We start from the raw sequence: 23,330 nt of genomic DNA, 5'->3' as shown, positions 1-23,330 counted from the left end.
CGATGAATTTGGTGGTTTTACAAAATTGGTTGGATAATGCGGCCTTTATCCTGTTGCTGGGGACCACATTGGTTTACTGGACGAACCTGGCCTTTGGCCAAAACCTGCTGGCTTGGGGAACGACGGGGATGGTGTTGGCCAACGGCACGACGGCAGCTCTCTTGCTGGCCCGTTGGCTGGAGGCCGGCTATTTTCCCCTGAGCAACTTGTACGAATCCCTCTTTTTTTTGGCCTGGGGCATCACCACGTTTCACCTGCTGGCGGAACGCTGGAGCCAAAGTGGCTGGGTGGGGGTGATGACGGCACCGGTAGCAGCGGGGGTAACGGCCTTGGCCACCCTGTCTCTACCGCCCCAGATGCAACGTTCGGCCCCTTTAGTACCGGCCCTGAAATCCAACTGGCTGATGATGCATGTCTCGGTGATGATGCTGGCCTACGGGGCGCTGTTGGTGGGTTCCCTGCTGGCCCTGGCCTTTTTGCTGGTCACCCGGGGGCAGGCCATCCCCCTGCGGGGCAGTTCAGTCGGGAGCGGTGCCTACCGTGTTCAGCCGGTATCCCCATCCCTACCCCAGGAGAAGGGTAATACTGGGCTGCTGACCCGACCGGTGGTGGCCCTAACACCGGAGCAACTAACCCTAGCGGAAACCCTGGACAACCTTAGCTATCGGGTCATCGGTTTGGGGTTTCCTCTGTTGACGGTGGGGATCATTTCCGGGGCGGTGTGGGCCAACGAGGCCTGGGGGGCGCCCTGGAGCTGGGACCCCAAGGAAACCTGGGCCTTGATTACCTGGTTGGTGTACGCCGCCTATCTGCACGCCCGCATTACCCGGGGATGGCAGGGCCGGCGGCCGGCGGTCTTAGCCACGGTGGGGTTTGCGGTAGTCTGGGTGTGCTACCTGGGGGTAAATGTCCTGGGCAAGGGGCTGCACAGCTACGGCTGGTTCTGGTAATGGCACAATAAACAGGGTGAGTGAGGCTGCGGCTATGGTTGCAACGGCTACCCGTCCCCTGAACCGTCCGGTGTTTCCCTTCAGCGCCATCGTCGGCCAGGAGGAAATGAAACTGGCGCTACTGCTGAATGTGATTGACCCCAAAATCGGCGGGGTGATGATCATGGGGGACCGGGGCACGGGCAAATCTACCACCATCCGGGCGCTGGTGGATGTCTTGCCGGAAATCCGGGTGGTGGAGGGGGACCCCTTTAACTCGGACCCGGATGACCCGGAGTTGATGGCCGACACAGTACGTCAGGCCAAGGAGCGGGGGGAACCCCTGCGGGTGGTGCTCAAAAAAGTGCCCATGGTGGACTTGCCTTTGGGGGCGACGGAGGACCGGGTCTGCGGCACGATTGACATCGAAAAGGCGCTCACCGAGGGCATCCGGGCCTTTGAACCGGGATTGCTGGCGCGGGCCAACCGGGGGATTTTGTATGTGGACGAGGTGAACCTGCTGGACGACCATCTGGTGGATGTGCTGTTGGATGCAGCGGCCTCGGGTTGGAACACGGTGGAACGGGAGGGGATTTCCCTGCGTCACCCGGCCCGGTTTGTACTGGTGGGTTCGGGCAACCCGGAGGAAGGGGAATTGCGGCCCCAATTGCTGGACCGGTTTGGCATGCACGCGGAGATTCGCACAGTGAAGGACCCAGCTTTGCGGGTACAAATAGTGGAGCAACGGACGGCCTTTGACCGGGACCCCTGGGGTTTTCTGGAGCAGTACCGGGAGCAGCAGGAACAATTGCGGGCGCAGATCGTGCGGGCGCGAGAACTACTTCCCCAGGTGCAGATTGATTACGACCTGCGGGTGAAGATTTCCCAGGTGTGCGCGGCGTTAGATGTGGACGGGCTGCGGGGGGATATTGTCACCAACCGGGCTGCCAAGGCGCTAGCGGCCTGGGAGGGACGGACGTTGGTCACTGAAGAGGACATCCGTCGGGTTCTGGTGTTATGCCTGCGACACCGTTTGCGCAAAGACCCCCTGGAGTCGGTGGATTCCGGGTACCGGGTGATGCAGGTGGCCAAGGAGGTTTTCCAGTGGGCCGACCCCTGATCCAACGCCGCTGGTTGCTGGGGGGACTGGCTGCCAGCCTGGTGATCTCCCTGGCGCCATTGATGGGCAGGGGACAAAAACCCACCACCTTGACGTTACTCACGGCGCGCCCAGGCAGTTTGTATGAACGGGCGGGACAGGCCCTGCGCCGGGTGTTGCAGCCCCAGGGTTTTACGGTGGTGGTCAAGGAATCGCCGGGGTCTTTGTATAATTTGGAACAACTGGCCCAGGATCAGGCGGACTTGGCGCTGGCCCAAACGGATGCGTTTGTGTTGTTCAAAAACCTTAGGGTCCCCCAGCGCACCCTGGTGGATAACTTGGCGGTCATCGGTCCGGTGAACGAGGAGCTGGTGCATCTACTGGTGCGGCCGGGGATTCGCTCCCTGGGGCAACTGCGGGGGAAACGCATCGGCGTGGGACCGGTGGATTCGGGCACCTATGTCAGTGCTTTGCTGGTGCTGCAGATGGCGGATATGGACGTGACCCGGGAGCGGCTGATCACGGGAGAAATTGGCCAGGGGATTCGGGATTTGCTGGGGGGGAGATTGGACGCCCTGTTTGTGACGGCAGGGGTGGGTGCGCCCCAACTGCGGCAAATACCCGCCCAGGCGCCGGTGCAACTGGTGCCCTTGGACCAGGGGAAAAAGGGTTTTCCAGAGGCGGCGGCTTTATACCAACTCAAGTCCCTTGCGGCCCGCACCTATCCCTGGCAGACCCGTCCCGTGACCACCCTGGCGACCGGGGCTTGCCTCTTTGTGCGGCGTTCCTTGCCCCAGCCCTTGGTGTATCGCCTGACCCAGGTGCTGGCCCAACAGCAGCAGGTCCTACGGCAAGCGGACCCCTTTTGGGCGTTGTTGACCCTGGACCGGCGGCAGGAAGCCCTGGTCAGGGGGTTGACCTATCATCCCGGCGTCGAGCAGTACCTGTCCCGGTTGCGGCGATAGCCATGCGCATTTTATTGGTGGAGGACGATCCGGAACAGCGGGAACCCTTGTGGACTGCCCTCACCCATGTCGGCCATTTGGTGGATGGGGTGGGTGACGGTCCGACGGCCCAGTGGTTGTTGGGGGAAAAGGACTACGACCTGCTTATTTTGGATTGGATGCTGCCCCAGGTCAGCGGCATCGAACTGTGTCAGTCCTATCGGCAACAGGGAAAAGGGGCACCGATTCTCCTGCTAACGGCCAAGGACACCACCCAGGACAAAGTGATGGGTCTGGATGCGGGGGCGGATGATTACCTGGTGAAACCCGTGGACCTGGAGGAGTTGTTAGCGCGGGTGCGAGCCTTGGGACGACGCTCTCCCCGGTGGCAGGGCGACCAACTGGTGGTGGGGGATTGGGCACTCGACGGCCCTACCATGACCCTGCGGCGCGGCGACCGATGCATCACCCTCTCGGCGCGGGAGTACCAATTTCTAGAGTATTTTTTCCGGCACCCTCAGCAGGTGCTCAGCCGGGAACAACTGGAGCTGAATTTGTGGGAGTGGGACCGGCAACCGGAAAGCAATGCCGTGAGTGCCCAAATCCGCCGCCTGCGGTTGCGGTTGGCCGAACTGGAGGGGGCTGACTTGATCGAAACGGTGTACGGGGTGGGCTATCGCCTACGGCTGTAAATGGGGTGGCAACGCCTGTGGCAAGGTTGGTCGGCCCTACCCCCGTTCCACCGGGGCTGGGTGATCATTGCCCTGCCGGTGCTGAGCCTGGTGACCGCGGTTGGGGGATTGGCCTGGGTTAACTTTTCCCTGCGGGATTACGAACGGTGGGTGGTCGCCAGCCAGCGGGTCCATCTGGAAGGACGGGATCTGCTTAACCATCTTTTGGATGCGGAAACGGCCGTCCGGGGATACCTGTTGACCCGCCGACCCGGATTTTTAGAGCCGTATCATACAGCGGTCCAACAATGGCCCCTGACCTTGGAAAACCTGGACATTCTGGTGAGCGACAATCCGCCGCAGGCCCGTCGTGTCCAGGACTTGCACCGCGCTGTTGCCCAAACCTTTGCCTTGCTGGAGCGGACCCTGATCACCGCCGGCGGTCAAGGGTCCCTGGAGGCAACCAAACAACAGATGGACCGTACCCGCGCCCTGCTCAATGGTTTTTTGCTGGAACAGGCCACCCTGGTACAACAGCGCCAACAGCAGCTGGAGCAGCGACAGCAGTGGTCCCACTGGCTGGGGTTGGGGGCCATTATCGTGGGGTTCACCAGCGGCGGGTTGGCCCTATCCCTCTTTCGCCAGCTCTACCGGGAACTACAAACGCGGGAATCCCAATTAGCGACGGCCAATCAACAGTTGCAGGCGGCCTGCGAGCGTCTGTCCCGTTTCACCGCCCAGGCTTCCCACGAACTGCGGGCGCCCCTGGCCGCCATCCTGAGCCACGCCCAGGTGGGTGTCATGCTAGGGCAGCAATCCCCGGACCAGGCCCTGGCCCGCCTCGAAAAGGTGGCGACCTTAGCCAAGGACATGGGGCAATTGGTGGGGGATTTGCTTTTTCTGGCCCGCCACGAGAACGCCGCGACCCTCACCAGGACAACCCGAGTGGAGATGGGACACCTCTTGCAACAGGTGAACCAAACTTGGCAGGCCACCCAGGGTTCTTCCCACCACCTGACCCTGGCAACCCCGGAGCAGCCCCTGTACGTGTGGGGGGACCCGGACCTGCTGCGGCAAGTGGTGATGAACCTGTTGAGCAATGCCTATCGCTACACACCGGTGGGGGGCCACATTCGTCTGGCTCTCCAACGGCAGGACCAGCAGGCGGTATTGACGGTGGCCGACGACGGCATGGGCATCAGCCCGGAGGCCCTGCCCCACATCTTTGAGTACTTCTATCGGGATGAACGGGTGCGACAACGGGGCATTAGCGGTTCGGGACTGGGCCTGGCCATCGTGCGCCAGATCGTGGAGTTACACGGCGGCACCATCACAGTAGACAGCCAAATCAACCAAGGCACCACCTTTACGGTCCGGCTTCCTGTGGCCTCCTAGGGGACTGTCATTTTTCCGTCATCTGCCTTCGCTATTGTCCCTATTAGTGGATGACACCACGGGCAGTTGATAGAAAAAGGAGCAAGTACCATGCAAAAACATCTGTTTTGGTTGCTGGTGGGAACTGTGGTGCCCCTGGCGATGACGTCACCGGCAACGGCTAGCCCCCTTTGGCGGCGGCCCCATGCCCCCTTTGTGCAGGCCCAGGCGCGACCGGAGCGGGAAGCCAGAGCGGTTATCCGCGACCTGGCCAAAGCCCAGTATCAAGCCAACCAGGCCCGAGCTTTTCCCCAGTCCGATGCCGAGTTGTTGCGTTTGGCGGACCGCTACTTGACCTTGGCCCAGCAACACCAGCAAAACGGTCGTTACTTCCAGGCCCGGGAAACCGCCAAAGCAGCTACCCGTCTTTACGAAGCCGCCCGCAACTTGGGGGAAGCCCGCAGCGGTCAAGTCCTGGATGGCTTGTCCCGTAGCTACTACGACGCCCCCTTCCAGGTCAGCCGGGAACTCCTGCGCACGGAAGCGGAAATGAGTATCTTCCGCAGCAACGACGCCACCATCACCGCCCTGGTGAACCAAGCCCGTCAATTGGCGCGACCGATCAATCCTGGAGCCACGGCTACCCCCACCATCGCGGACTTAGCCCAGAACCGGGCAGCCGTGCAACTCCTGAAAGCCAGTCGCCACCTCATGCAGGCTGAGCGGGGATTCTAGGAAACTCCACAAAAACGCCCCCGGTGTCGGCCGGGGGTTTCCTGGAGATCTGGAGAAACCGGTTAGGGTCCTACACCGCCGCGAAGTATTCCTTGGCCTTCACCGGGTCGGGCACCATGGTGCGGTCGCCAGGCTTCCAGTTAGCCGGGCAGACTTCGTCCGGGTGGCTCTGCACATACTGAATCGCCTGCAGGGTGCGCAAAATTTCGTCCACATTCCGCCCAAAGGCCAAGTTGTTGATGGTGGCGTGCTGGATAATCCCCTGCTTGTCAATGATGAACAACCCCCGCAGGGCCACCCCCTCTGGTGTCAACACGTTGTAGGCTTGGCTGATGGTTTTCTTCAAGTCCGCAACCAGGGGATAGCGCAGCTCGCCCACCCCCCCATCTTTGCGGTCCGTCTGGATCCAGGCCAGGTGGGTGAACTGACTGTCCACCGACACCCCCAAAATTTCCGTGTCCAACTTAGCAAAGTCGTCGTAGCGGTCACTCAACGACGTCAACTCCGTAGGACAGACAAAGGTAAAGTCCAGGGGGTAAAAGAACAAAACCACATACTTTTTGCCCCGGTAGTCCGACAGGCGAATGGTCTTGAACTCCATGTCCACCACTGCCGTCGCCTCAAAATCGGGCGCCATTTGCCCCACTTGCAAACACCCTTCCATACCACAACCTCCAGTCACAACACCTACGACTATATCATACTCGTAACGATTTTGAGTTTAGGGTTGGAGGTGGTGGAGCTGGTCGGGGGGGACGACGCCCCGCTCGGTGATGATGCCGGTGATGTAGCGGGCGGGGGTGATATCAAAAGCGGGGTTAAAGACCTCCACCCCCGGAGCCGTCAGCCACTGCTCGCCGATGCGGTAGACCTCGTCAATATCCCGTTCCTCGATGGGGATTTGGGAGCCGTCATCCATGGTCCAGTCCACGCTCGACAGGGGGGCAGCCACATAAAAGGGAATCTGATGCACGTGGGCCAGCACCGCCAGGGTATAGGTACCGATTTTGTTGGCGGTGTCCCCGTTGCGGGCAATCCGGTCGGCGCCCACCACCACGGCATCAATCAGGCCCTTGGCCATGCAGTAGCCGGCCATGTTGTCGGTGATGAGAACAGCAGGGATGCCTTCTTGCACACATTCCCAGGCCGTCAGGCGGGCACCTTGCAGGCGCGGGCGGGTTTCGCACACGTAGACCTGGAGCAGCCGTTGGACCGCGTGGGCTGCCCGTACCACCCCCAAGGCCGTCCCATAGCCCACCGTCGCCAGGGCACCGGCATTGCAGTAGGTCATCAGGGTCAAGCGCTGGGGTTGCGTTGGCAGGCAGGCCAGACCGTGTTCGCCAATACGCACACAGGTGTTGTACTCATCCACGGCTAGGCCTTGGGCTGTCTCCACCAGCTTTTCCTTGAGAAACCTCACCGGTCCTACCGTCTGCCGCGCCGTATTCAGCATCTGATCAATGGCCCAAAACAGGTTAATAGCCGTCGGGCGGGTCTGGCGCAGGGCCTGGGCCACGCTTTCTAAATGCTCTAAAAATTCCTGGCGGTCGTCGGTTTGAACCTCCTGGGCGGCCAGGGCCAAGGCAAAGGCAGCCGCGATCCCAATCGCCGGTGCCCCCCGCACCATCATGGTCTGAATGGCGGTCACCATATCCAGTGCCCGCCGGATTTCCACGTAGGTGAGTTCTAAAGGCAGGCGGTTTTGGTCAATCAGGCGTACATGGTCGTAGGCCCAGGCCACCGGGAGGATGGTCATGGCATTTGTCGCTGTGTCGGGTCACTTTATCAGTCTAGGGGCAAGGGGCAACGGTTGTCCCCTGTCGCCAGGCGGCCAGGTCCTGCAATGCCCGCTGACTGTAGGCCTGGTAGCGCGTGGTCTTGGATTTGACCGGCGGGTGCAAAGGCGGCAGGATGCCGAAGTTGGGGGGCATAGGTTGGAAATGGGCCGGCGCAGCCGTACTGATGAAGTGAAACAGCGCCCCCATCATGGTGGTCGGCGGCAAGGTCAGCAGGGGCAAACCCCGCAGGAAACGCACTGCATTGGTGCCCGCCAGCCAACCCCCGGCTACGGCCGCGGCATATCCTTCCGTACCGGTCAATTGCCCGGCGGCAAACAGGTGGGGGTAATCCCGGAACTGGAGGGTGGCCTGGAGCAGTTTGGGGGCATTGAGAAAGGTGTTACGGTGCATGACGCCGTAGCGCACGAATTCCGCCTGCTCCAGCCCCGGAATCAAACGAAAGACGCGCTGTTGCTCTCCCCAGCGCAAATTGGTTTGAAACCCCACCAGGTTCCATAGGCGGCCTTCCCGGTCCTCAGGGCGCAGTTGCACCACGGCATAGAGCCGTTCCTGGGGACGTCGGGGGTCCCGTAAGCCTACCGGTTTCAACGGCCCAAACCGCAGGGTATCTTTGCCCCGCCGCGCCAGCTCCTCCACCGGTAAACAGGCCTCAAAAAATTTTTTTTCTTCCTGCTCAAATTCTTTGAGGGGGGCCTGTTCGGCGGTCACCAGGGCTTGCCAAAACCGCTCGTATTCGGCCTGGTTCATGGGGCAATTGAGGTAGGCGGCTTCCCCCTTGTCGTAGCGGCTGGCCAGAAAAGCAATGTCGCGGTTGATGGATTCCCCCAAAACGATGGGACTGGCGGCGTCAAAAAAACTGAGGTACGCCTGACCGGTGAGCTGTTGCAGCCGCGCGGCCAAAGCCGGACTGGTCAAGGGTCCGGTTGCCAAGACCACAACGCCAGGGGGAATGTCTTGCGCTTCTTCCCGGCGCAGGGTAATTAGGGGATGTTGGCTAATGCGCTCGGTCAAGGCGCGGCTAAATTGCACCCGGTCCACCGCCAAGGCTCCCCCCGCCGGTACCGCCTGTTCATCCGCCACCCGGATCACCAGCGACCCTAGTTCTCGCAGTTCCTGGTGCAACAGGCCCGTCGCCCGGTCAATGGCCCGCGCCCCAAAGGAGTTGCTGCACACCAATTCCGCCAGTTCGCCCGTGTGGTGGGCCGGTGTGGATTTGCCGGGGCGCATTTCCCACAGGGTCACCGGTACCCCCGCCTGGGCAATCTGCCAGGCCGCTTCTGTACCCGCCAACCCACCGCCAATGACCTGAATCGGCGTTGTAGTCATGGACTGCCCTGCTATCAACCTGTTGTCTGATCCTACTCAAATGGAAGGGTTTTGCCAGTAAAAAACTTGCGATGCGGTTGGTTATCTGAGGTGCTTTCGTCGGTTCGGGGCGGATGCAGCGGCTGCGACTCTATCCGGAATGATGGTTCTGTAGGTGGGGTCCTGAGGGTTCTGCTGCCAGCTCTGGCCCGGCGGGTGTTGGCTGTGGCGGTGTGGACGTTGCCGGGGAGTAGGGGGTTGGCGGTGGTGCTGGGCACGGGGAGCCTTTTACAGTGCCTGGTTGCCGGTGGTGAATGTGGTGGCGGCAGCAGCGGCCTGGCTGTGGGAGGTCAGTGGGCGTTGAGCCGGCGAATGTCCGAGTAAAACGATGCGGCTATCAATCCTTGGTCGTTGCGCACCAACACCGTCCGCAGGCGCAGGTTGGGGGCAGCAAACCACAGGCGTTCGTAGACGTGGGTGTTTTCTGCCAGGGGCAGCGTGAGTTCCAAGACGCCGTCCGGTTGCCAGGTGTAATGCCCTAAGGTGGGGGGGCGGTCGCCGGGGTAGTGCCAAAAACGGGGCGAGTCCGGGTCAAAGGCCAGGGTGGTTCGGCCCACCGGTCGGTCGTTTTCTGTCCAGCTCAGTACCAGGCCTAAAGCATGGGGGACATTGGGTGTAAGACCCGTCACCTGCAGTTGCGCCTTGCCGTGGTTGACCGGGGCACCGTTGAGATAAAAGCGGGTGCGTTGACACACCCAGGTGCCCAGGTGATGTTGGAGTAATTGGGCCAGGTCGTTGAAGCACAGTTCCATAACACTTCCATCCTAGTGCGGCGTGGATAACTTTTTCTGGGGGGCTGCTGTGCTATGGTGTGGGCGTGGTGTTCCTAGGGGGAGGCAGGATGCAAATCAGCGGTGAAACGGCCCTAACACCCGAAGAAAAGCAATCCCTGGCGGAGTTGGCGGATTTGATTGACCGGGTGACCCGCGACGGTCGACTGTCCCGGCGGGAGTGGGAGGATATCCGGGCCAAGGTGCGTGAAAACAGTCGGGTGACGCCCCAGGAGCTGGAATTACTCAATCAGTTGATGGACCAGGTCAGTCAAGGGGTGATCTTATTGGAGGACTAGCCCGCCAACCTTGCCGTCGTCCCCCCTTCGGGAGTATTCTACAAAATACTCTTTGCCATCGGTTTGTCTCTGGTGGGGTTGGCCCATGGTTCAGGAACGTCCCTTGCCCACGTTTTCCCCCGCAACGGTGCACCTGACCCGGGAAGAGGGGCTGCTGCTTTATGAGGACATGGTGTTAGGGCGGACGTTCGAGGACAAGTGCGCCGAGATGTACTACCGGGGCAAGATGTTTGGCTTTGTGCACCTTTACAACGGGCAGGAGGCGGTCTCGACGGGGGTGATCAAAGGGGCGCTCCGACCGGGTATTGATTATGTGTGCAGTACCTACCGGGACCATGTGCACGCCCTGAGCGCCGGTGTTTCTCCCCGGGAGGTGATGGCGGAACTCTTTGGCAAGGTCACAGGTTGCAGCAAGGGGCGGGGCGGTTCTATGCACCTGTTTTCGGCGCGGCAACGGTTTTTGGGGGGCTATGCCTTCGTGGCGGAGGGGATTCCGGTGGCAGCGGGGGCGGCGTTTCAAACTAAATATCGGCGGGAGGTGTTGGGGGATACCCAGGCGGATGAGGTGACGGCTTGCTTTTTCGGCGATGGGGCCTGCAACAACGGTCAGTTTTTTGAGACGTTGAACATGGCAGCTCTGTGGAGGTTGCCCATCATTTTTGTGGTGGAAAACAACCAATGGGCGATTGGGATGGCCCATCAGCGCGCCACATCTGACCCCCACATTTATAAAAAGGCCAGTGTGTTCAATATGGTGGGGGTGGAGGTGGACGGGATGGATGTGCTGGCGGTGCGGGAAGTGGCGCGGGAAGCAGTAGCCCGGGCACGGCTAGGGGAAGGTCCTACGCTGATTGAAGCGCTCACTTACCGGTTCCGGGGGCATTCCCTGGCGGACCCAGATGAACTGCGCAGTAAGGAGGAAAAAGAATTCTGGCTGAGCCGCGATCCCATCAAACGCTTGGGGAGCTTTTTGGTAGAACAGGAGTTGGCCACCAACCAGGACCTGCAGGCGATTCACCAAAAGGTCAAGCAAATCGTGGAGGATGCAGTCGCTTTTGCAGAACAAAGTCCTGAGCCGTCGCCGGATGAGCTGTGGCGTTATGTCTATGCGGAGGACTGAGGCGTAACCATGGCCGAGATGTTTATGTTCAATGCCCTGCGGTCGGCCATTGACGAGGAGATGGAACGGGACCCCAGGGTGTTTGTGCTGGGGGAGGATGTGGGCCACTACGGCGGTTCCTATAAGGTCACCAAGGATTTGTACAAGAAGTACGGGGAATTGCGCCTGTTGGATACGCCCATTTGCGAAAACAGTTTTACGGGGCTGGCGATTGGGGCAGCGATGACGGGGCTGCGGCCCATCGTCGAGGGGATGAATATGGGGTTTTTGCTGCTGGCGTTTAACCAGATCGCCAATAACGCCGGAATGTTGCGCTATACGTCGGGGGGGAATTTTACGATTCCTATCGTCATTCGCGGGCCGGGGGGGGTAGGACGGCAGTTGGGGGCGGAGCATTCCCAGCGTCTGGAGGCCTATTTCCAAGCGGTGCCGGGGCTGAAAATTGTGGCTTGCTCGACGCCCTACAACGCCAAGGGGTTGCTGAAGTCGGCGATTCGCGATAACAATCCGGTGCTGTTTTTTGAACATGTGCTGCTTTACAACTTGAAGCAGGATATTCCGGAGGAGGAGTACCTGTTGCCCTTGGACAAGGCGGAGTTGGTCCAGCCGGGGGAGGAGGTCACCATCCTGACCTACTCGCGGATGCGGCATCACGTGTTGCAGGCCTTGCCGGAGCTGGAACGGCGGGGCATCTACCCGGAAGTGATTGACCTGATTTCCCTGCGCCCTTTGGACTGGGAGACGATTGGGGCGTCGGTGCGCAAAACCCACCGGGTGGTGGTGGTGGAGGAGTGCATGAAAACGGGGGGCATTGGGGCGGAGATTGCCGCCGGGATCATGGAGCGCCTGTTTGATGAACTGGATGCGCCGGTGGTGCGACTGTCGTCCCAGGATGTCCCTACCCCCTACAACGGTACCCTGGAGCGCCTGACGATTGTGCAGCCGGAACAGATTGTCCAGACGGTGACGGACCTGGTGCGCGGGAGGATTTAGCAGCGGGGCGGGGGTTGGGTCAGGCGGTTGACCTGAGCCAAGGTCTCGACCACCTCCCGGTCGCTGAGCTGCCGGAAGTCCTCGTACCATAGGCCGATGCCGTCTAGGTCTAGAGGAGCAATCAGATAAACCACCTGGTCGGCTTCCCGGCGTAGGGTGGCCAGACTCTCTAAGGCAATCACGGGGGTGGCTACCACCAGTCGCTGCGGTTGATGCTCCCGGACAATCCGTACGGCCACTAGCATGGTGGCGCCGGTGGCCACGCCATCGTCCACCAGAATCACCAGCCGGTCGTGCAGGTCTAGGGGGGGGTAGCCGGCGCGGTAACAGGCCTCCCGCCGTTGGGCTTCCTGGGTTTCCTGGGCAATGGCGGTTTGGATGTCTTCCTCGGTAATGCCCAGTTCGGCAATCAAGTTACGCCAGAGTACGACCTTGCCGTTGCCGATGGCTCCCATGGCCAGTTCCGGCTGTCCCGGCACCCCTAACTTGCGCACAATGAGCACGTCTAAAGGCAGGTGCAGATGCCGGGCGATTTCTGCGCCAACAGGTACGCCGCCCCGGGGCAAGGCCAGCACCAAACCCTGGGGATGATGGGCATAGGTTTCGAGATGTGGGGCCAGTTCCCGTCCGGCGGCGGTGCGGTTGGCAAAAACCCGCATGGCTATCCCTAAACACGCTCCCAGAATCCAAGGTAGGAGATTTTTCCCTCAATTGGCTGGAGCGTCCCTGCTTATAGGGACTGGGGCAGGGGGTGGTTGACAATTGGGATTTCTGGTGACGATGAACGCTAGCTTTGACCCGGTCCTGGCCAACCTGGAAGTCTATAGGCGCGATGACCCCGGAAATGCCCTATGACGACGGCGGTGGGGCCAGGAGCTGCCACGGTTAACCCCCCGTTGCCGCACCATCCCCCGTTAGGCCCTGAAACCGCCTGGGGTTCACCCTATAATGAAATCTAGACAACGCTGTTGGCCGGGGGAGTGAGAACCTATGGACTTTGATTGGCGGATTTTGGTGGTGTTGGGTCCCGTGATGGTGGCGGCGGGTTGGGCGGCCTTTAATATCGCCGGCGCGGCGCTGCAACAGTGGGAACGGATGAATCGGAAAGCTTAACCACCGGGGCGGGACCGTAGTTGCAATACCAGGGTGGCCATGGTGGCATCGCTGCTGGTGATGTCAAAACTATAGGTGCCGGCTTCGGTAGTCTGCACCGTGCAGTACAGGCTCTGGCTGGCGATGGTTCGTCCATGGGGGGTACGGCAGGTGAGGGTGGCCATGCCGGTACTGCGCAGCTCCACCAACAATTCCTGGCCCGCAGGGGCGGTGAACAAAAAGCGCTTGGCCTGGGTAGGGGTGACATTGGTGGTGACTTCCGTCTGAGTGGACCCCTCGGCAAGGGTGATGGGAACCTCCTCAAAGGTGGGTGAGGCTGCCGGCAAGTCCTGGAGCAGCAACCGCAAACGGTAGGGACGGGACTCATCGGTGGGGTTGGTGACCTGCAGGCGATAGGCGCCGGGAGTGATTTGGTTCTGCCAGTCCTTTGTCAAGGGCAGGCGGCGCTGGTCAGGGGTAATGAGCAAGCCCGTCAGTCGGTCACCGCTAAACTCAATAGTCAGTTGCCGAGGACGGTCTAGGTCAAAGGTGTAGGCGTGCATTTGGCCAGGGGCCAGGGTTTGCTCGAGCTGGGTTGCGGCGCCCACTTGCAGTGACAGGTCAAATTGCAGGGGCGGTGCCGATGTTCCCGTGGTGGGTGAGGGCGCCGGCGCAGGGGTCGTCGTAACTGGTGCATCCCAGGCAGGCGGTGTGGCGGGCGGGCGCTGCACTAACCAGCTCACCACCAACCAGGACAGGGTGCCGGTGCCCAACACGAGGATCACACTCACCAGAGCCAGCACAATCGGGTTCTCCCAGGAGCTGGGGCGGGGAACACTCACCATGGGTCGGGCGCTGTAGGCCACAGGAGCAGCAACGGGCGGCGGACTCAGGGGCCGGGCCACCACCGTAGGTGCCTGACTGACGGGGGGCAGTTCGGGACTGCTGGCTGCACTGGGCAAGGGGGTTTCCCCCAAGGCTTGCAACACTTCCTTGGCCGACTGGTAGCGGTCGCCGGGACGGTAGCTGAGCATTTTTTGCAACACCTGGGTCAGTTGGGGGCTGAGACTCACCTGTTCCTGCCAGCGCCAGGTCAAGGTGCGGTCATCGTACAGGTCCTGGGGTTCCCGACCGGTCAACAGCACGAGCGCCGTCACGGCTAGGGTATAGAGGTCGCTGGCGGGATACACCCGACCGGTTTGCAACTGTTCCGACGGCGCATAACCCAGTTTGCCCACCGACGTGGCCCCAGAAGCCTGCAACCGACTGGCAATATCCTTCACCACGCCGAAATCAATCAGCACCGGCATTTGGTCCTTTTGCCGCAGCATTAAATTATCGGGGGAAATATCCCGGTGAATCACCCCCTGGCTATGGATGTAGTCCAGAACAGGCAACACCTTGCGCAGCAGGTCGCGGATTTCCAGCTCGGTAAACGTTTGCCCCCGGCGTAGGCGCTCCATCAACAGGGTGCGATAATTTTTCCCTTCGACGTAGTCCTGCACCAAAAACAGGCGCTGCTCCTGCTCAAATAGGGCGTGGAATTGGGGAATTTGGGGATGGCGCAACTGATAGAGCACCGCCGCCTCCCGTTTGAACAGTTCCTTGGCTTTTTCCATTTGGTGGGGTTCCCCCCGCGTGGGCATAAATTCTTTGAGCACACAGTACTCGTGAAAGCGATTCAAATCCTGGGCCAAATAGGTGCGGCCAAACCCCCCTTGCCCCAGCACCCGCACAATCCGGTAGCGATTTTGTAAAACCGTATGGGTTGCCAACGGGGGACGCATGACCTTGCCAGCAACGGGGTTTAACTTTTAGTGTAATGCCTGGGGGCAAACGGCCGAGTGATCCGCGTTCAACGGCAATAGCTCAGGATGACCTGGGCCGCTCGCCGGGTGGCACCGGGTGGCCCTAGGGCCTGGCGAAAGACTTGATAACGCTGGCGCACTGGCTCCGGGTTTTGCAGATAGTCCAGGGCCATCGGCAACAGGTTTTCCGGGCAGGCCTGTTCCTGGAGAAATTCCGGCACAACCGGTTGCTGGGCCACCAGGTTCACCGGAGACATATAGTTGATGCGAAAACGCAACAGATGCCGGGCCAACCAGGCGGTCACCGGACTCACCCGATAGACCACCAACTGGGGGACCTCCAACAGGGCCAGCTCCAAATTCACCGTACCCGACTTGGTCAGGGCCAGATCGGCAGCCGCCATTACCCGCCGGGGGTTGTCCTCCACCACCTGCACCCGCAATCCGTAGCGCTGCACCTGGGCTTGCAAATAGGGCTGGTATTGGGGCAGGGCCACCGGTAGCCAAAATGCCAGGTCCGGTTGTCGCCTTTGCAACTGCCGCGCCGTTTCTGCCAGCACTGGCCACAGATAGCACAACTCCTGTCGCCGAGAAGCCGGCAGCAGCACCACCACCTTTTGCTCCGGGGCAATTCCCAAGGCTTGCCGGGCCGTCACACGGGATTCTGTCTGGGCTAGGGCGTCCACCAGGGGATGACCCACCCATTCCACCCGCGCCACCCCCGCCTTTTGGTAGTAGTCGGCCTCCTGGGGAAATACCGCCAGCAGGTGGTCAATTAACCGCACCAGATTCCTGGTGTGGGTGGTGCGCCAGACCCACTCCTGGGGGGCGATGTAGTAAATAAGCGGACAACCCCAAGGCTTACACAGGCGGGCCAAGGGCAGGTTGAACCCCACATAGTCGATCAACACCACCACATCCGGGGGACAGACCGCCAGCGCACGCCGCACCCGGGAGAGCAAACGCAGCGTCGGCACAACGAAGGGCAAATGTTCGATCAACCCAATCGAACCCATCTGGGTGGTGTCTGCCAGTAAGCGAGCGCCGGCTTGGGCCATGCGGGGACCGCCAATGCCGAGAATTTCTAGATCAGGCCGCTGTTGCCGTAGGGCCTGGATCAGCAACGCCCCCTGCAAATCGCCGGAGACCTCCCCCGTACTAATCAGAATCCTGGGCATCCCCCTCCAGCAATCCAGGTGTTGGCCCCCGTCGCCCGGGCTGTTGCGACTCCACCAAAAACTGGTGCAGGTGCCGTAGGGTTTCGTACTGGTCCGTCAGGGGCTGTAATTGCTCCAGGGCTTGGTTCAGGGTCAGTCCTGAGCGATACAGCACCCGAAACGCCTGTTTGAGCGCCTGGCCCTCTTCCCCCTGAGCTAATCCCGCCCGTTGCAGGCCCACCCGGTTCAACGAGCGCACCCGCGCCGGATGCCCCTCCACCAACATATAGGGCGGCACATCCCGGTCCACCCGACTCATCCCCCCTACCATCGCCAGCCGTCCGATGCGCACGAATTGATGTACCCCCAACACCCCCCCAATCGTCGCCCGGGACTCGATGTGGACATGCCCCGCCAGGGACACCCCATTGGCAATGACAATGCCGTTTTCCAAAACGCAGTTGTGGGCCACGTGTACATAGGCCATCAGCAGGTTGTGGTTGCCGATAACCGTTTCTTCCCCTTCCCCTGTTGCCCGGTTGATGGTCACGTACTCGCGGATGAGATTGTGGTCACCGATGCGCACGCGACTGGGGGCACCCGTGTACTTCAAATCCTGGGGTTCCAGACCGATGGACGCCCCCGGAAAGATGCGGTTATAGGCCCCGATGACCGTATCCCCGTCAATGACCACATGGGCACCCACCACCGTTCCCGGCCCGATACGCACCTGTTCGCCGATCACCGCGTAGGGACCGACTTGAACCGTTGCGTCCAACTCCGCCTTGGGATGCACCACCGCCGTTGCGTGAATCAGCACCACCCTGTGTTTGCCCCTGTCACCCCGCCGTTCATTCTGATTCTACTTGCCCTGAGCATTTTTCCAATAGCGTTTGGATGATGCGGCGATTGGCCTGGGGAAAGGGGTAGCGGTCCAGTTCCTGGGGATAGACCCAGGCGATGGCCTGGCAGGCTCGCAGTTGGGGTACGCCCCCCCGGTAGCGACACTGATGCACCACTAGAGTGACCCGCAGATGGCTGTAGGCGTGGTCCACCGTCACCAGGTGCGGCCCCACCTCAATCTCCAGGCCCAGTTCCTCCCGGATTTCCCGGCGGATGCAGTCCTCCACCGTTTCTCCCGGCTCCACCTTGCCCCCCGGAAATTCCCACAGATTGGCCAGCAGGCCGGCGGGGGGTCGCTGGTCAATGAGTACTTGGCCCTGGTCGTTCCAAATCACTGCCACGCCGATGGTGCGATGGGGAATGGCTTGGGTTTCTTCGCGCATGGGCAGCACCTCCTGTTGTTGGGTGAGAAAGGCTTGGCATCGGGCTTGCCAGGGACAGCAGTGGCACTTGGGTTTTCTGGGCAAACAGACCGTCGCCCCCAGGTCCATCAGCGCCTGGTTGAAATCCCGGGGGTTGTCCGGGTCCAGTAATTGCGCAGACAAAGCCCACAGGTTTTGGCTATGGCGGCGTGGGGGGGTCCTCAAGGCAAACACCCGGCTCAAGATGCGCTGTACATTGCCGTCGCCGATGGGGTAGGGCCGGTTAAAGGCATGGCTGAGAATGCCTCCGGCGGTGGTGCGGCCAATCCCTGGCAAACGCAGCAGCAGGGCCAGATCCGATGGCACCTCCCCCCTGTAGTCCCGCTGGATGATCTGACAGGTCTGGTGCAGGTACGTAGCCCGTCGGTAGTACCCCAAGCCCTCCCAGAGTTTGAGAATCTGGTGGGGGGACGCCTGGGCGCAGTCGGCAAGCGTAGGCAGATGGGCCAGCCAGCGGCGGTAGTAGGGGATGACCGTGCGCACCTGGGTCTGTTGCAGCATGAATTCCGAGACCAGGACGCCGTAGGGGGTGGGGTTCTGACGCCAGGGCAAAACACGACCGTGGTGGCGATACCAGTGCAGCAGTTGTCGCCGGTACCAGCAAACGTCCATCCCAGCGGGCAAGCCAACCGTTAGGATTGTAGAGAAATTCCCTGCGTTTGCTGCCATGGCCGATGCCCTGTTGGGCTTGAGCGTGCAACTGGCCCCCGATACCTGGGCGCTACTGCCGGCACGGGACTGTTTAGAAGTCTTGCCCTTGGCCCTGGAGCAGGTGGTGCCGATTCCCGAGATGCCCCCGGCGGTGATGGGGGTGACCAACTGGCGCGGGGAAATCCTGTGGCTGGTGGATATGGCCTATGGGTTAGGGTTTGCCCCCCTGCCGGAGCTGTATCCCACCCAGCGCAGCTATTACGCCGTGATCCTGACCCCCGGTGAGCAGCGGTTGGGGGTGGTGGTGGCCCAGGTCGGGCAAATGCTGACTTGTCCCGTGGCGCAGGTGCAATCACCCCCCGCTACCGGTCTGACGACAGCCTTGGCCCAATGTCTGCAGGGCTATTGGCTCACGGATGAACGGATGTACCTGGTGCTGAACACCCAAGGACTGGTGGGGGCGTGGCAAGCACTGGCTACCTAGCAGGGCGTAGGGGGGTCAAGCGATGCCCCAGGCGCATGCTCACCGCCCGACGTTTCGCGCACATCCAGTCTGCAAAAGCTGGGTGAATGTCTAGCGCATTCGGCCAGTTCAGCATAGGTAAATGGTCATACCTGCTCAAAATAAACTGAAGATAGGGGGCCGTAGGGACCTCCTTGCAACTGCGTCTCCCTAAGGCCTGGGCCATTGGCGTGGATGCTATCGAAGGCACTAGGGTGACATTGCTTCTCAGTAGGGAGCATCACCGGACATGAAAATCTACAGTGTGAGAGTAGCCTGGTTTTCAACTGATTAGGCAGTTACCGTGGCTGCGGATGTGGGCAGTTTTTGAAAACATCTCTACCGGCCCTAGCTCGATGGGGTAAAAAAGGGGGCAACCAAAAAGACCAGTGCTGGTAACCAATATGCCAGAACAGTTCTGGTTGTGCCTTTTTCTTCGGATATTTCACCCATGCCGGGTCATATTTCCAGCCGGTGAAGGCGGCCTAGCAATTAGTGGCTATGTGTGACTTGATAACTACTATTACATTTACATTACTAACATTACTAAGACAAAAATTGCCGGGGCCAGTTCCTTGACCAGGGGAGCAAACACCACAGCCGTGGCAGCGGCAATAATCACCGTGCGGCTCACCGTCAAATTATCCCGCGTCAATTGCAGAAAACGCTCCTCCCATTTGTCCACCCGCTGCGCTAGGGCAGGAACGCCCCCTTCAAACTGGCCCAAATGGGTCTCTAACCGCTCCAACCGGGCGTTGATGTTCCGCAGCTCGGTGAGTACCTGGGTCTGAAAATCTGGAGCCGGCAACTCGGCAGTCATGACGCCCCCAAACGCTCACACCCCCACCCTAACCCATCACCCCGGCGTTAAGAAATCGTTAAACCATCCCCACCAGCACCCGTTAAGCCCTATCATTTAGGTAATGATATTGATATTCTCTAGCAATTGCTCAGCTAAAGTATGGGTATTTTTTGGCGACAAGGGTGGCGCTGGGGGGCGGCTAAAGCAGGCAAAGCCAACTTCATCTACTACAACGACTCAACAGAGACCGGGGAGCTAACCGATAGTCAATGGCAAACACTGGTGGCGGCCAAGCCGGGGGAACGTTTACAGATTCTGCGGGTACCGGAAAAGGCCCAGGGGAAGTTGCTGGGGATGGGGTTGGCACCGGGAGTGGTGGTGGAGGTGCATAGTCGTTTGCCGTCGGGGTCGGTGGTGGTGGCACGAGACGGACAACGGCTGGGGTTGGGGGCAGAACTGGCGCAACAAATTGCGGTCGTGGCTTACAGGGGTAGGGGTCAACCGATGCGCTTACAGGATGCGGCAGTGGGAACGCGGTTACGGGTCGTGGGCTATGCGCCGACGGCGGGAGATTACAAGCGGCGGTTGTTGGCGATGGGCCTGACGCCGGGGACGGTCCTGGAGGTGAAACGCCATGCGCCCCTGGGGGACCCGATAGAAATCTGGGTGCGGGGGTTTGCCCTGAGCCTGCGCAAAACTGAAGCGGACGCTCTCCTGGTGGAGCCGGTGTGACGATGGCCACGATCGCTTTGGTGGGGAACCCCAACTGCGGGAAAACGACGGTCTTCAATGCCCTGACGGGGGCGCGACAACGGGTAGGCAACTGGCCGGGGGTGACGGTGGAGCGCAAAGAGGGCACCTACCGCTCCGGGGGACGCCTGGTCACTGTCGTGGACCTGCCGGGCATTTATTCCTTGGATGTCGCAGACACCACCCTTGGTCTCGATGAGCAAATTGCCCGCAACTACCTGCTTTCTGGGGAAGCTGACCTGGTGGTGAACATCCTGGATGCCGCCAACCTGGAGCGCAATTTGTACCTGACAACCCAGCTTCTGGATATGGAGGTGCCGCTGGTCATTGCGCTGAACATGATGGATGTGGCTCGGCGGCGGCAGTGGCAAATTGATGTGCAGCAGTTGAGTCAGAAACTGGGGTGTCCGGTGGTGCCCATGTGTGCCCATCGGGGTCAGGGCATTCCCCAACTTAAGCGGGTGATTGACGATGCGCTGGCCCAGCCCCAACTGCCCCAGGCCCAGGTGGACTATCCCCCCGATTGGCGACGAGCTGTAGAGGAACTATTGCCCCACTTGGGGGCGAGGAAGCAGCCCTGGTATGCCCTGTATCTGTTGCAGTTTGGGGCGACGGATGGATTGACGCTGCCGGCTTTGGATGCTCTGGACCACTGGCGAGAGCATCTGCAGCAGCTGTTGGGGGAGGACCTGGACCTGGTGGTGGCGGATGCCCGCTACGGGTGGATTCACCGGCTGGTGGCCCAGGTGGTGACCCAGGTGGGGGTGGTGAGTCAAACGACGTCCGATGCCGTTGACCGCTGGGTACTCAACCGCTGGCTGGGCATCCCGATTTTTCTGGGGGTGATGTACCTAATGTTTTGGTTTGCCATCCATGTTGGGGGGGCGTTGATTGATTTCTTTGACCAGGCGGTGGGGGCCATTTTGGTAGAGGGGGTGGCCCATGTTCTGGCCCAGTGGCAGGCGCCGGGGTGGTTGATCGGCCTGTTGGCGGATGGGGTCGGGGGTGGAATTCAGACCACGGCAACGTTTATTCCCCAAATCGGGTTGTTGTTTGTCTGTTTGGCTGTGCTGGAGGATTCGGGCTATCTGGCGCGGGCGGCCTTTGTCATGGACCGGCTGATGCGCTGGATGGGTTTACCGGGGAAAGCGTTTGTGCCGATGTTGGTGGGGTTTGGCTGCAACATTCCCGGGATCATGGCGACGCGGACGCTGGAAAATGCCCAGGACCGGTTGCTAGCGGCTTTGATCAACCACTTCATGTCCTGTGGGGCGCGGTTGCCGGTGTATGCCCTGATTTGTGCCGCCTTTTTTCCCCGCAATGCCCAAAATGTGGTGTTTGTGTTGTATGGGTTGGGGATTGGGGCGGCGATTTTCACGGCGCTGGTGCTGAAAAAAACTCTGTTGCCGGGGCCGGTGACGCCGTTTGTGCTGGAGTTGCCCCCGTACCATGTGCCGTCGCTGCGGGGGGTGCTGCTGCGGGCTTGGGAGCGGTTGCGGGCGTTTATCTGGCGGGCGGGGCGGATGATCGTCCTGATGGTGGTGATCTTGGGGTTGCTCAATTCGGTGGGAGTAGACGGCTCCTTTGGCAAAAAAGACAGCCCGGATTCCCTGCTGAGCGCGATTGGTCGCGGGATCACGCCTGTTTTCCAACCCATGGGGATTCAACCGGATAACTGGCCGGCGACGGTGGGACTTTTCACCGGGATGTTCGCCAAAGAAGTCATGGTGGGGACGATGGATAACCTGTACAGCCAACTTGCCCAGGCGGAGATGGATGAACCGGCAGAACCTTTTGACCTGGGGGCCAAGTTACAGGCGGCGGTGGCGACGATTCCAGAGAACCTAGCGCAGGTTTGGCAGCAGTTGGGGGACCCCCTGGGATGGGGAATTTTGACGGAAACGGCAGACCCGGAGGCAGCGGCAGAAATTCAGCAGGTGCACCGGACGACCTTTGGACAGATGGCGTTGCGGTTCGGTACACCAACGGCGGCGGTGGCTTTCCTGCTGTTTGTGCTGCTTTATTTCCCCTGCGTGTCGGCGACGGCTGCGGTCTATCGGGAGACAAACTTGGGCTGGACGGTGTTTATTGCCCTGTGGACGACGGGGATGGGCTACTGGGCAGCCACGGGCTATTACCAGCTTATGACCTGGCGGGAGCACCCCCGGTTTTCCACTTTGTGGTTGGGGGGACTGGTGCTGGTGTTGGTAGTGGTGTTGCTGGGGATGTCCTGGGCAGGACGATGGCGGCGCCGACGGTTGCGGGTGCGCTACAGCGGGGGGTAAGGGATGTTGCAGCGGATACAGGCCCTGTTGCAGCAAAAGGGACCCCTGAGCTTGGCCGCGCTAGCGCAGATGTTAGGGAGTGACCCGGAAACTGTGCGTCCGATGCTGGAGTTGCTGGTGCGTAAAGGGCGGGTGGTACGGGCAAAACGGGCAACCTGCGGGGGGTGCTTGGCCTGTCGCCCGGAAGAACTGGAGATGTATTCCTACAAGTCTGTTTCCAATTTATAGACATCCCTAGCGAGTGGGGACGGCTTTGCAAGACCTGTTACGGGACTTTCCGGCGCTGGTCGCATCGTTGGCAGACACAAATCTTTATTTACTTTTTACAAATTAGACCACAAGGGGGTCAGGGGCTGGGTTGACCGGTGGACCACCCCAAACCTCAATTTGCGAGCTGGTGTGACATTGGGAAAACCGGCGGTGAGCAATCGCTCCGGCGACGGCTGCGCCAGCCAGTTCACAAAGTCAGAAGTGGTCAATCAAAGGCTGGGCACACAGGCTGGGGTGGAGCAGGCAGTCAGGGCCGTATTGGCCAATTCCCAACAAATTTGATGCGGTTCTTGGACCGAGTCAAAGGTGAAACTGGCGATATGGGGCTGGGTTGCAAAGGCCCCCACTAGCGCTGCCGTGATGCTGGCATGGCTCCAGATGGACCCATCCGGCAAACGGGTTTCAGACTCTCATCGCCAAATTTCTGGCACAGGGCCTTAGGAAAACAGCGCCAAAACCACCAAAACACCTTGGCCCCATCGCTAGTTTTAGCTTCCTCTCGAATCTCCTCGGGGATAACTTTCTCTTCCCGCTGCTGCAGGTCATCGTCGCGACAGCGTGTCTCCTGCAAACCCCTGTATTCCTTTTTC

The 23,330-nt window shown here is 60.6% G+C and carries 26 protein-coding genes; 14 read left to right on the top strand and 12 right to left on the bottom strand.

What is annotated here, in order from left to right:
• The first annotated feature begins 2 nt into the window (after window positions 1-2).
• The 6 genes from ccsB to Q6L55_01350 all read left to right on the top strand — a co-directional run bounded on the left by ccsB (window position 3) and on the right by Q6L55_01350 (window position 5,752).
• On the top strand, window positions 3-950 hold the full coding sequence (gene ccsB, locus Q6L55_01375) for a c-type cytochrome biogenesis protein CcsB (GenBank protein MEN9257368.1): 948 nt from the start codon (window positions 3-5) through the stop codon (window positions 948-950).
• Between the two features lie 34 nt (window positions 951-984).
• Window positions 985-2,049: a magnesium chelatase ATPase subunit I gene (gene bchI, locus Q6L55_01370; GenBank protein ID MEN9257367.1), complete on the top strand. Its 1,065-nt coding sequence runs from the start codon at window positions 985-987 to the stop codon at window positions 2,047-2,049.
• The gene (locus Q6L55_01365) at window positions 2,034-2,993 is read left to right on the top strand and encodes a TAXI family TRAP transporter solute-binding subunit (protein MEN9257366.1); all 960 of its coding nucleotides are present in this window, start codon (window positions 2,034-2,036) and stop codon (window positions 2,991-2,993) included. Before bchI ends, Q6L55_01365 begins: the two co-directional genes overlap by 16 nt.
• 2 nt (window positions 2,994-2,995) lie before the next feature.
• Window positions 2,996-3,664, top strand: a complete 669-nt coding sequence (gene rppA, locus Q6L55_01360) for a two-component system response regulator RppA (GenBank protein ID MEN9257365.1) — start codon at window positions 2,996-2,998, stop codon at window positions 3,662-3,664.
• Complete coding sequence (locus tag Q6L55_01355) at window positions 3,665-5,038, top strand: ATP-binding protein (protein MEN9257364.1); 1,374 nt, start codon at window positions 3,665-3,667, stop codon at window positions 5,036-5,038.
• Window positions 5,039-5,128: 90 nt separating this feature from the next.
• On the top strand, window positions 5,129-5,752 hold the full coding sequence (locus Q6L55_01350) for a hypothetical protein (protein ID MEN9257363.1): 624 nt from the start codon (window positions 5,129-5,131) through the stop codon (window positions 5,750-5,752).
• Window positions 5,753-5,822: 70 nt separating this feature from the next.
• Here the strand turns inward: Q6L55_01350 and Q6L55_01345 are convergent, their stop codons facing one another.
• The 4 genes from Q6L55_01345 to Q6L55_01330 form a co-directional block, all read right to left on the bottom strand.
• Window positions 5,823-6,416, bottom strand: coding sequence for a peroxiredoxin (locus Q6L55_01345; protein ID MEN9257362.1), 594 nt, complete (start codon window positions 6,414-6,416; stop codon window positions 5,823-5,825).
• Between the two features lie 57 nt (window positions 6,417-6,473).
• On the bottom strand, window positions 6,474-7,508 hold the full coding sequence (gene mtnA / locus Q6L55_01340) for an S-methyl-5-thioribose-1-phosphate isomerase (GenBank protein ID MEN9257361.1): 1,035 nt from the start codon (window positions 7,506-7,508) through the stop codon (window positions 6,474-6,476).
• A gap of 34 nt (window positions 7,509-7,542) precedes the next feature.
• Window positions 7,543-8,877, bottom strand: coding sequence for an FADH(2)-oxidizing methylenetetrahydrofolate--tRNA-(uracil(54)-C(5))-methyltransferase TrmFO (trmFO, locus tag Q6L55_01335; GenBank protein ID MEN9257360.1), 1,335 nt, complete (start codon window positions 8,875-8,877; stop codon window positions 7,543-7,545).
• Between the two features lie 329 nt (window positions 8,878-9,206).
• Entirely contained in the window at window positions 9,207-9,668 is a 462-nt protein-coding gene (locus tag Q6L55_01330; GenBank protein ID MEN9257359.1) for a phycobiliprotein lyase, read from the bottom strand.
• A gap of 89 nt (window positions 9,669-9,757) precedes the next feature.
• On the opposite strand from Q6L55_01330, the gene Q6L55_01325 reads away from it, so the two are divergent.
• The 3 genes from Q6L55_01325 (at window position 9,758) to Q6L55_01315 (ending at window position 12,098) form a co-directional block, all read left to right on the top strand.
• Complete coding sequence (locus Q6L55_01325; protein ID MEN9257358.1) at window positions 9,758-9,985, top strand: hypothetical protein; 228 nt, start codon at window positions 9,758-9,760, stop codon at window positions 9,983-9,985.
• 85 nt (window positions 9,986-10,070) lie between these two features.
• Window positions 10,071-11,105, top strand: a complete 1,035-nt coding sequence (gene pdhA / locus Q6L55_01320) for a pyruvate dehydrogenase (acetyl-transferring) E1 component subunit alpha (GenBank protein MEN9257357.1) — start codon at window positions 10,071-10,073, stop codon at window positions 11,103-11,105.
• A gap of 9 nt (window positions 11,106-11,114) precedes the next feature.
• Complete coding sequence (locus Q6L55_01315; protein MEN9257356.1) at window positions 11,115-12,098, top strand: alpha-ketoacid dehydrogenase subunit beta; 984 nt, start codon at window positions 11,115-11,117, stop codon at window positions 12,096-12,098.
• On the opposite strand, the gene Q6L55_01310 is transcribed toward Q6L55_01315, so the two are convergent.
• On the bottom strand, window positions 12,095-12,757 hold the full coding sequence (locus Q6L55_01310; protein ID MEN9257355.1) for a phosphoribosyltransferase: 663 nt from the start codon (window positions 12,755-12,757) through the stop codon (window positions 12,095-12,097). The genes Q6L55_01315 and Q6L55_01310 overlap by 4 nt on opposite strands.
• Before the next feature lie 331 nt (window positions 12,758-13,088).
• Here Q6L55_01310 and Q6L55_01305 point away from each other — a divergent pair, with 331 nt between their 5' ends.
• The gene (locus Q6L55_01305; GenBank protein MEN9257354.1) at window positions 13,089-13,211 is read left to right on the top strand and encodes a photosystem II protein Y; all 123 of its coding nucleotides are present in this window, start codon (window positions 13,089-13,091) and stop codon (window positions 13,209-13,211) included.
• Here the strand turns inward: Q6L55_01305 and Q6L55_01300 are convergent.
• The 4 genes from Q6L55_01300 to mutY form a co-directional block, all read right to left on the bottom strand.
• On the bottom strand, window positions 13,208-14,977 hold the full coding sequence (locus tag Q6L55_01300; GenBank protein ID MEN9257353.1) for a protein kinase: 1,770 nt from the start codon (window positions 14,975-14,977) through the stop codon (window positions 13,208-13,210). The two genes, Q6L55_01305 and Q6L55_01300, sit on opposite strands and share 4 nt — an antisense overlap.
• Window positions 14,978-15,045: 68 nt before the next feature.
• Window positions 15,046-16,176 carry a lipid-A-disaccharide synthase gene (gene lpxB, locus Q6L55_01295; GenBank protein MEN9257352.1) on the bottom strand — a complete coding sequence of 377 codons (1,131 nt, stop codon included), beginning with the start codon at window positions 16,174-16,176 and terminating at the stop codon, window positions 15,046-15,048.
• On the bottom strand, window positions 16,157-16,978 hold the full coding sequence (gene lpxA / locus Q6L55_01290) for an acyl-ACP--UDP-N-acetylglucosamine O-acyltransferase (protein ID MEN9257351.1): 822 nt from the start codon (window positions 16,976-16,978) through the stop codon (window positions 16,157-16,159). The genes lpxB and lpxA overlap by 20 nt, the downstream gene beginning before the upstream one ends.
• Before the next feature lie 28 nt (window positions 16,979-17,006).
• On the bottom strand, window positions 17,007-18,092 hold the full coding sequence (gene mutY, locus Q6L55_01285) for an A/G-specific adenine glycosylase (GenBank protein MEN9257350.1): 1,086 nt from the start codon (window positions 18,090-18,092) through the stop codon (window positions 17,007-17,009).
• 55 nt (window positions 18,093-18,147) lie between these two features.
• On the opposite strand from mutY, the gene Q6L55_01280 reads away from it, so the two are divergent.
• On the top strand, window positions 18,148-18,615 hold the full coding sequence (locus Q6L55_01280) for a chemotaxis protein CheW (GenBank protein MEN9257349.1): 468 nt from the start codon (window positions 18,148-18,150) through the stop codon (window positions 18,613-18,615).
• Window positions 18,616-19,162: 547 nt separating this feature from the next.
• Here Q6L55_01280 and Q6L55_01275 read toward each other — a convergent pair.
• Entirely contained in the window at window positions 19,163-19,453 is a 291-nt protein-coding gene (locus Q6L55_01275) for a hypothetical protein (protein MEN9257348.1), read from the bottom strand.
• 141 nt (window positions 19,454-19,594) lie between these two features.
• Between Q6L55_01275 and Q6L55_01270 the strand changes: the two genes are divergently transcribed.
• The 3 genes from Q6L55_01270 to Q6L55_01260 are packed head-to-tail and all read left to right on the top strand — an operon-like array spanning window position 19,595 to window position 22,698.
• A complete protein-coding gene (locus Q6L55_01270; protein MEN9257347.1) occupies window positions 19,595-20,167 on the top strand; it encodes a FeoA family protein in 573 nt (190 codons plus the stop codon).
• A gap of 2 nt (window positions 20,168-20,169) precedes the next feature.
• Entirely contained in the window at window positions 20,170-22,470 is a 2,301-nt protein-coding gene (gene feoB / locus Q6L55_01265; protein MEN9257346.1) for a Fe(2+) transporter permease subunit FeoB, read from the top strand.
• 3 nt (window positions 22,471-22,473) lie between these two features.
• Window positions 22,474-22,698, top strand: coding sequence for a FeoC-like transcriptional regulator (locus tag Q6L55_01260; GenBank protein ID MEN9257345.1), 225 nt, complete (start codon window positions 22,474-22,476; stop codon window positions 22,696-22,698).
• Window positions 22,699-22,793: 95 nt separating this feature from the next.
• Here Q6L55_01260 and Q6L55_01255 read toward each other — a convergent pair whose 3' ends face one another.
• Both Q6L55_01255 and Q6L55_01250 read right to left on the bottom strand, forming a co-directional pair.
• Window positions 22,794-22,931: a hypothetical protein gene (locus tag Q6L55_01255; GenBank protein MEN9257344.1), complete on the bottom strand. Its 138-nt coding sequence runs from the start codon at window positions 22,929-22,931 to the stop codon at window positions 22,794-22,796.
• A 155-nt stretch (window positions 22,932-23,086) separates the two neighbouring features.
• Complete coding sequence (locus Q6L55_01250; GenBank protein MEN9257343.1) at window positions 23,087-23,311, bottom strand: hypothetical protein; 225 nt, start codon at window positions 23,309-23,311, stop codon at window positions 23,087-23,089.
• Window positions 23,312-23,330: the final 19 nt, after the last annotated feature.

Source organism: Gloeomargarita sp. SRBZ-1_bins_9 (assembly GCA_039794565.1).
Classification (GTDB): domain Bacteria; phylum Cyanobacteriota; class Cyanobacteriia; order Gloeomargaritales; family Gloeomargaritaceae; genus Gloeomargarita.
This window is presented reverse-complemented; position numbering and strand designations above follow the sequence as displayed.